Source organism: Foetidibacter luteolus, assembly GCF_009650435.1.
In the GTDB taxonomy this organism is placed as follows: domain Bacteria; phylum Bacteroidota; class Bacteroidia; order Chitinophagales; family Chitinophagaceae; genus Foetidibacter; species Foetidibacter luteolus.
Genome location: NZ_VVIP01000086.1, coordinates 1 through 9,309, shown reverse-complemented (window position 1 = coordinate 9,309; position 9,309 = coordinate 1). Strand labels below are relative to the sequence as shown.

Genomic DNA, 9,309 nt, shown 5'->3' with positions numbered 1-9,309 from the left:
TTTCGCTATCTGTTGTTGTATTTTTTGCCTCAATGAAGGCCGCGATAATTTATGATACCGGCTGCGGCCTTTCATGGGGACTTCGTTGCGTCGCAATCACTTCATCGTTCTGTTCTTTGGGCGACTTTTCAGCCCCGGTAGAATATCACCACCGCAACATCTTATCAACCTCTAACCCTTCAACAGACCAGTAACCAGTAACCAGCAACCTGCAACTACTCCACCTTCACCATCTTCACCGCCTCATTGTTCATCGCTACCAGCAGCCTCTTCTTTTTACCATTCTTTATCGTTACCATATCTCTTACTGCCCCCCTTATGTTAATGCCGCTTTGTTGCGCACTCATGGCTTTAAAACCTCCCTTGCCATCCCCTCTCATAAACGTTCCGTAGCTGGCATCATAAATGCCCACTTCCGGTTTACTCTCGTAAAAGTTGCCACCCATCACAATATCCACATGGCCATCTCCATCAAAGTCTTCCGCAGCTATGCCATACATCGGTGACAACTGCGCGGCTGTTGGCAAAGCCTGTACGCTGAATGTGCCGTTCTTATTGTTGATCAACACACTGCTCTGCATCATGAAAGCTTCCAGCCTCACAGCCTTTTTTAACTGTTCTTCCGTAAACATCTTTGTAATCGTTTGCTCTTTGTAATTCTCGTATTTCAGGTATTTCTTCTTCAGGTATGGCAATACATTTACCAGGTCATGCCTTAACACCATCGGGTAAGCGCTGTCTTTGTTGTAACAGGTAATGATCTGTTCTATGCTGCCGTTGTTATCAAAGTCGCTTACATACATACTTACCGGTTTCTCCGCTGTTGCCTTAAACCTGCTGTTAAGCCCATGGTTGCCCGCTATCATATCCGCGTAGCCATCATGGTTAACATCAGCTATTATCAGCCGGTTCCACCAGCCGTTGGTTTTGCCTAATCCTGCCGCTTCGGTTACTTCTGTAAGCTTGCCGCCTTCGTTGTGGAATATCCTTACCGGCATGTATTCGCCGGTTACGGCCAGGTCGGGCTTTTTGTCGTTATCATAGTCCAGCCACTGCGCATCGGTGATCATGCCTGCCTGTTTAAGTGCAGGGGCTACCGTTTCCGTTACATCTGTAAAAAAGCCTTTGCCATTGTTTTGCAGCACATAGCCTTTACAGGGGTACCCATAACTAAACGATTTAAGCCGTACCCCTACAAACAGGTCCATATCGCCATCGCCGTCATAATCAGCCGCTCTTACACAACTGGTGCTCTCAAAAATATAAGAAGGCAATACCTGGCCGGATTTTGTGAACCGGCCCTTGCCATCATTTGTATACAGCCGGTTCATCAACGCGGTTGAATTGGGTGAAAACTCGTTTCCTCCACTGCATACATACAGGTCCGCATCGCCGTCATTATCCGCATCAAAAAACAGCGCATCGGTGTCTTCGCTCAGCTTGTCCTGTTCCAGCAGGGCCTCATTGGTTCTTTTGAATTGGCCGCCTGCCGTTTGTATCATCAGTGCACCGGCCTGGTCTTTGGCGCCGCAGATATAGATATCTTCCAGGCCATCCCTGTTAATATCTCCTTTGGCTATCCTGGGCCCCTGTGTGGAGAGCATGTGAAAGATCAGCCTGTCGCGGTCGAAGTCTATAAACCCGTTCTCCCGGTGGGTGAAGGGAACAGTGGATGGTGAAGCCTCTATGCGGAATGGCGAGTGATGAGCGGTGAGCGGTGAATGGTGAGCAGTGAGTAGTGAGTGGTGAGTGGGCTGTAGGGGTGTACCCTCTTTATATACTGCCGGCTTTATAAGTTTTAAAGTATTTTCTTTTGATGTTTTTTGTTTAACAGTCATTGCTTTGCTTACCGGCAACTGGTAACCGGCAACCGGCAACCGCCCTTCCCCCTGCTTCACCACCAACTGCTGATTTACCTGCACATGCCTTATCACATTTTGCCTGCCATCGGGCCATTGCACCGTGACGGAATCTATCTGGCCTGTTTTACCCAGCCCAAAATTCAGCCGCTCATCCACGGTGGATTCAAAACCACGCATGGGCATCTGTTCCTGGTAGGCGATGGTATTGTTATGGTACACCGTTACCTTGGCACCTATCCCGAATTTGTTTTTGCCTTCTCCCTCTAAAGCCACTTTCAGGAATTTGTTTTCCGGGTGCTGCTGCATGCTCTGGTTACGGTAAATGCTGCACGGCATGTTTACATTGTTCACCACCAAATCCAAATCGCCATCATTGTCTAAGTCCGCATAGGCGGAACCATTGCTGAAACCCGGTTCATCCAGGCCCCACTCTTTGGCTTTATTCGTAAACGTTAAATCGCCATTGTTGCTAAACGCATAGTTAGATACCGGATTGGAGGGAATTAAATCTATCAGCTTCCTGATAACATCTTTTTCCTTGTTCATAATCTGCTGACGGATATCAGCATACGAATTGTTTGCATACTGGATATAATCCTGGTCAGTGATATCTTTATAAATGCCGTTGGCTACAAAAATATCTTTGAACCCATCATTATCAAAGTCTGTTATCAATGCCCCCCAGCTCCAGTCTGTGGCAGAAGTATTGGCCATCCTGCTTATTTCGCTGAATGTATTATTGCCGTTATTCAACTGTAAAGCGTTTCTCACAAACTGTTTATAATAACCATTGGCAAGATTGGATTGGTACTTGTCCCAGTTCTCGAAATTGGTTTTGGTTTTACTTCTTGCTTCTGTTTCGGGCAGCATATCCGTTACATATATTTCCGGGTTGCCATCGTTATTAATATCAGCAATGTCAGCGCCCATGGAGTTCATACTTATCTCGCTGATATAATCCTCCAGGCATTCCTTAAACAGACCATTTTGCTGGTTTAGATAGAGATAATCCTTTTCAAAAAAATCGTTGGATACGTAGATATCCTGCCAGCCATCTTTATTTATGTCTGATACGGTTACGCCAAGCCCAAAACCAATCTTACTGCTGTATATGCCGGCTTGCCTGGTAATGTCAACAAAATGATTTTCATCGTTCCGGTACAGGCGGTTGCCGCCCAGGCTATCAGGTATCTTTCGTTGATCTTTTACCAGATCATAGTTTCCTACAGACTTGAAAGAGTTGGTAAGCAGGTAGCAGTCTAAATCACCATCATTATCATAATCGAAGAATGCCGCATGTGTAGAGAGCCCACGGGTATCCAGACCAAACTCATGGGCCTGTTCGACAAAAGAGACCTCCCCCCGGCCACCTCCAACAGGAATCTTGCTGCTATTTATAAACAGTTCATTACTTCGTCTTGTGCCGCTCATATCTCCAGACTTGCACACATAAATATCCAGCCAGCCATCGCCGTTAACATCGGCCATAGTAACGCCGGTTGACCAAACACCATCTGATGCAACACCGGCTTTCTGAGTAATATCTTCAAACTCAAAATTGCCTTTGTTGAGATAAAGTTTATTGGAATGCTGGTTGCTGCAAAAGAAAATATCGGGCAAACCGTCATTGTTGATATCGCCAACGGCTACGCCCCCCCCATTATAGAAATTACGGAAGGTGTAGGGGTTAAACTCTTCCGTATAGGTAACATTGTTGGTGAAATGAATGCCAGTTTCTGAAGATGGCAACTTGGTGAAAAGGGTGGTTGTTAATGAAGGGGCATCCGTATTGCAACTGATGCTGATACCTGCCATGCAAGCGGCAAGTACAATTACCGTTAACCGGTAACTGAACATGATATTTACAGGTTTTATACTTAGCATTTGTATAAAAAGGGCGAGAGATTACTCAAACCTCTTATCCATTATAGTGAATCGTACTTTCATGGGTTATCGGGGCTTCATCTCCGCTTAACTGTCGCCATGAAAAACCGGACGATAAAGTGCTTGCGACGCAACGATGCCCCATGAAAGGCCGCAGCCGGTATCATAAATCGTGAATGGTGAATGGTCAATTGTGAATGGGGAAACAATCTACGTGAACCCCATTGCGCTATCCAAAGACCTGTTTTATTTCAAAACTTAGCAGCCATCTTCAAAAGAGATAAGAAAAGCAGGCGAACCCAGTTCGCCTGCATTCCTTAGACAAGGATTGATTATGCTAAGTCAAACCTAAACTTGTTAATAACCCGGGTTTTGTTTCAGGTTCTTATTGGCGTTCAATTGTGTTGCCGGAATGGGGAACACATTTAGGTGATTGATGCCATTTGGACCCAGGTTGTCTACAGGATCTGCGGCATGGAAACGATATGCATCGTTGTATTTGCCAAAACGGATGAGATCCTGGCGACGAGTTGTTTCCGCAAACATTTCGCGTCCACGCTCTGCTAAAAATTTATTGGCATCAAGTGAAGCATACGGATCTACACCGCCATGCGTTGTACGGATTTGGTTAACCAATGCCAAAGCAACCGCATCGCCCCAGCCATTCTTTCTTGCTAATGCCTCTGCTTTTGTTAACAATATATCTGCATAACGGAAAATGCAATAGTCGTTACTTAAATTACCGGTACCACCTTTATAGATTTCCCATTTGCCAATTCTTGCGCCGGATTGCCTCCAGGCAGCAGGTTCTAACTCATTCATATAAGGGGTAAATACAAGAGGATTTCCTCCCGGGTCATCTGAAGCGGCATCAAGTAAAGGTGTCACACCGTCTGCCTGGTATTGTGGGCCGACAATAAAATTGGACAATCTTTTGTCAACAGTCCCGCTGTCCATATCTCCATTAAGGCCCACTCCCACTACTAACCCCTTGGGTCCAGGATTTTGTGCAGGATCAATGTAAGACTGGTAAAATTCCTGCACGCTGGCAAAGCCATTCCAGGGCTGTAGTCCAAGACTGTATGCGCTTTGCTGTGCGGGGTGTAACGTTATAAGGGGAGTGGTAAAACCTGTAGCTTTAATTTCATCATAAGGTATAACCCAGATAAATTCAGTAGAACCTTTGTTTTCTTTTTTAAAGTTATCGGCGTAGTTAGCCATAAGCGCATACTGACCTGAATTAATAATTTCATCGCAGGCTGCTATGGCTTTATCCCACTGAGGCGTACCGGTATACACCTGCGCATTCAAATATAGTTTTGCTAAAGTGGCATAAGCAGTGTAATAGTTAACACGGCCATAAGTTTCGCCATTGTTAGGGCCGGTTTTTTGCAATGACGGGATGTTTTCCAGCAATTCTTTTTCAACAAATTCATACACTTCGTTGCGTGTATTATTGGCTGGCGGCTCTGTATTGGCAAAGTCTGTAGTGATTGGAACATTACCATACAAATCCAGCAGCCAGTAAAAGTAAATAGCACGCAAGGCTTTCAATTCAGAAACATATTTTTTAGAGGCATCGGTACCCAGTGGCTCTAACGTTGCCAGGAGGCGGTTACAGGTATTTACACCTTTGTAAAGCCTTTCCCATGTACCGGTTGGGCGAGGGTCGTCGGCTTTGTAAATATGTTTTTTCAATCTAACCCAGTGGCCGCCATCGCCCCAGTCTGGCCCGCGTGTAGGCACTACCATTTCATCGGTAGTTACTTCCTGTAAAGGCATAATGTTATCCGCATTACCAAATGTGCCATAGAGGTTGGTATAAGCTGCACCCAGCGCCGCTACCAGTTCTTCATCTGTTTTATAAAAATTATCGCTGGTTACGGTATCATACAGTTCTTCCCTTTCATCCAGGTTAGTACAGGATGCCATGAAAAGAAGACCCATGAACGAATATTTTATGGTTGATACTAATTTCATATGGAGAATAAATTAGGTTATGAATGATTAAAACTGCAGGTTAACACCCAGTGTAAATGCCCTTGTACGAACCCAGGTTTCCCTGCGGTCAACGCCAGGAGCCAGTATATTGGTACCATCAGAATACCTTACTTCAGGATCGACACCTGTATAGTCTGTTATAACAAAAAGGTTTTGACCAGTAATAAATGCTCTTAGACTTTTTATTGCCCCCCGTGAAGAAAGATTGAAATTATAACCTATAGTGGCATTATCCAGTTTAATGAAAGAAGCCTTTTCTACAAATAGGCTGCTGAATATCTGCTGATCATTCAGGCCGGGATTAAAGTATTTCGTCTTTACAACATTATAATTGTTTACTACGGATGGCGTCCCATTTTCATAAAACCCGCGATAGGTATTTACTAGCTGATGACCAAATGCACCTCTTAAAAAGAAATTAAAGTCAAAATTTTTGTACCGGAAAGTATTACTCCATCCAAGTTCAAAATCAGGCAGACCGTTGCCTATAATTGTTTTATAAGCATCGCTTCTGGTAGTGTCGCCATTACCGTCATCAAATAAATATCTACCCTCTTTATTTAGTCCCCGGTAAACTGCTCCCCATAGAATGCCAATCTTTTCGCCTTCCATAGCGCGGGTAATTTCAGTTTGTTCCTGGCCTGGTGTACCAAGGTTAGTTGCGCCTACGTAGCTGCCGGCCAGGTCTTTATTCAGGCTGGCCAGTTTTACGTTATATGTAGAAAAGTTTGCTGAAGTGTTCCATTCAAGCCCACTGCCTTTAAGCACATCATAACCCAGTAAAAATTCAAACCCATTGCTCTCCATTACGCCGATATTCTGATATTGTCGGTTGGTTGGAAATGGAGGTACGGGAACAAACGCGTTGAAAATAAGGTCTGATGTTTTACGATTATAGTAATCAATAGTACCAGTGAGGCGGTTACTGAAAAGCGCAAAATCAAGACCCACGTCAAATTCAGATTTTCTCTCCCATTTAAGGTCAGGGTTGGCATTTTGAGATGGTTCGTAAGCAGAAACATAGCTACCATTGTAATAAAACAGATTACCTGTAGGACCCACCAACTGCTGGGAATAATAAGAACCACCAGGCAATGCACCTGTTATACCATAGCTCGCCCTGAATTTAAGGCTGTTTACGTTGGCAATATCAACCAGCCTGCCAATGTCAAGTCCACCACTTACAGCCGGAAACATACCCCATTTGTTGTTCACACCAAACTGGGTTGAACCTTCACGCCGTAAACTGGCCGAGATATACGCGAAGTCATTGTAGTTCAGGTTTAAACGGCCGAAAAATGCGATGAGCCTCGAGCCATTTTTATAGCTGTCTGAGAAAGCTTTTCCATCTTTGAAGTCAAGAGAACTGTTGAAATCTTCCCCTGCAGCGTCAGAAATAAAATTACCTGCCTGTACCAAAAAACCTTTGTTCTGGAAATCCTGGTAAGAATAGCCCGCTATAGCTGATACTTTTATGTCGCTGATCTTGGTATCGTAGGCCAGCGTATTTTCATATAGCTGGTTAAAGTTTTCGTCATCACGCTTCCATGCAAAACCGTTTCTTGCAAAACCGCTTACGCCCAAAAAACTGCGCACATAAAAAGACCTTTTTGAGAGGTATGCCCAGTTATATTCACTGTTATTTTCCTGCGCATACCTGACAGCGAACTTGAGACCGCGGATAACCTCATAAGTTACCAGCGCATTAAGGTTATTGCGCTTAGTAATCCTGCTGTTAACATTTTGCTCCAAAACGGCTACCGGGTTAGAATAATCGACAAAATCCTGTTCGAAATAACCGCCACCTGTTTTGTCGTACAATGGGTCATCGCTACGAACAGGTGCTGTTGGGTTAAAAATGGTGGCGTATTTAAACGCATCACTCCAGCCAAACTGCGCATTTCTCTTGGTTGTAGTCATATCCAGGTTAAACACCAGCTTATCTTTTAAGGCTTTTTGCTGCAGGCTAAACCGGCCATTTAACTGTTGAAAGCCTGTTGTAATGGCTATGCCCTGGTTATCGCGGTAGTTTACTGAAGCACTGTAAGAAGTACCGCCACTCCCTCCTGACAGAGAAAGGTTGTGTGTATGGCTGATAGCATTACGGGAAATTTCTTTATTCCAATCTGTGTTAGCGCCATAATCAGTACCACCGGCTGCAACATATTCTTTTGCATCCATGTGCGGCGTAAATTTTACCGCTTTTTCCGAAGTAACAGAGCCATTATAAGATACAAGGGAAGCACCTTTTGCGCCACGCTTTGTAGTAATGATGATTACGCCGGCAGATCCCCGGGTGCCGTATATTGCCGCTGAAGCTGCATCTTTCAATACATCCATTGTCTGAATATCGTTCGGATCTACAGTATTGATATTGATACCAATCTGGCCATCTACCACTACCAACGGCGAGCTGTTAGCGCCAAGCGTAGACAAGCCTCTTAACCTGATGGCAAATCCACCATTGGGGTCGCCGCCGGTTTTGGAAATGGAGAGGCCGGCAACCTTTCCCTGTAATAACTGGGCTACATCCGGCGTATTACCTTTATTAAATTGTTCGGCATTTACTGAAGTTATGGCGCTGGTAATTTCTTTCTTTTTCTGGGTGCCATAACCCACAACAACTACGTCAGAAAGCTGCTCACTGCTTTCTGAAAGCTGAACATCAATTACAGACTGTGTACCTACCTCTACTTCTTTTGTTGCAAAACCAATAAAAGTAAATACAAGTACAGAAGAATTGCCCGGTACTGTAAGGGAATAACTACCGGAAGCATCTGTAACAGTACCTGTACTGGCGCCTTTTATCTGCACACTAACCCCTGCCAGGGCAACTTGCGTGGCAGATACTACCTTACCGGTTACTTTTTTTGACTGGGCTAATGTTGTTGATGAAATGAGCAGGAAGGAAACCAAGGGTATAACAATACCCCTTAAAAGCAGCTTGATCTTCATAAGCAATAATCGTTTAGTAGTTTTTAGAAGGTTACATTCACTATATCTGAGTGGAAATTTTTAATTGTACAAAAAACAATTTAAACCACTGTGCTGACTACCACGATATCAAAACTACAGATGCACTGGTTTTCGCAGGGGGGTCAAATGTTTCTGAATAGGGGTTCAAATGTTAACCGCTTTAACACGAAAGAAATGTCAAAATATTGATTATCAAACGACTACACGAAATACGTTCAAACATTTTTTGTAAAATGTTTTCCGTAATCACTGTTTCACAAAAAAGTTTATGCCTGGCCATTGTGCAGATTTGTTGTTCTACAACCAAGTAAGCTATGCCCAAGAGCGGTTAAACAATAATCAAAGGCCTGGAATGGAAGGTATTATCTGCTAAAATCTCAAGAAATCAACATATACATATATATCTACTTGAGGCTGTAAAATAAACTGTGTCAAGGTTAAAAAATAAGATAACCTTTAACACATCAAGATGAAGTCAAAAACAGAAACACCGTTCGGGTTTGATTACGAGGCCGTGAAGAACAAGGCCCTGGAACAACTCAAGAGTGGAAAGCCACTATTAGGAAAAGAAGGTGCTTTGGCGCCG

4 protein-coding genes are annotated in these 9,309 nt (G+C 44.0%); 1 reads left to right on the top strand and 3 read right to left on the bottom strand.

The window, feature by feature from the left end; genetic code table 11:
- A partial coding sequence (locus F0364_RS29100) for a hypothetical protein (RefSeq protein ID WP_207632841.1) occupies positions 1–194 on the top strand: 194 nt, incomplete at its 5' end.
- A gap of 21 nt (positions 195–215) precedes the next feature.
- On the opposite strand, the gene F0364_RS26245 is transcribed toward F0364_RS29100, so the two are convergent.
- The 3 genes from F0364_RS26245 to F0364_RS26235 form a co-directional block, all read right to left on the bottom strand.
- Positions 216–3,746 (bottom strand): VCBS repeat-containing protein, encoded by a 3,531-nt coding sequence (locus F0364_RS26245; protein WP_153800793.1) that lies wholly within the window; start codon positions 3,744–3,746, stop codon positions 216–218.
- Positions 3,747–4,103: 357 nt separating this feature from the next.
- A complete protein-coding gene (locus F0364_RS26240; protein WP_207632891.1) occupies positions 4,104–5,693 on the bottom strand; it encodes a RagB/SusD family nutrient uptake outer membrane protein in 1,590 nt (529 codons plus the stop codon).
- Between the two features lie 60 nt (positions 5,694–5,753).
- A complete protein-coding gene (locus tag F0364_RS26235) occupies positions 5,754–8,702 on the bottom strand; it encodes a SusC/RagA family TonB-linked outer membrane protein (RefSeq protein WP_153800791.1) in 2,949 nt (982 codons plus the stop codon).
- Positions 8,703–9,309: the final 607 nt, after the last annotated feature.

Coding starts and splice junctions, on each gene's coding strand:
- F0364_RS26245 (WP_153800793.1), bottom strand. CDS start 3,746: ATGCTAAGTATAAAACCTGTAAATATCATGTTCAGTTACCGGTTAACG.
- F0364_RS26240 (WP_207632891.1), bottom strand. CDS start 5,693: ATGGGTCTTCTTTTCATGGCATCCTGTACTAACCTGGATGAAAGGGAA.
- F0364_RS26235 (WP_153800791.1), bottom strand. CDS start 8,702: ATGAAGATCAAGCTGCTTTTAAGGGGTATTGTTATACCCTTGGTTTCC.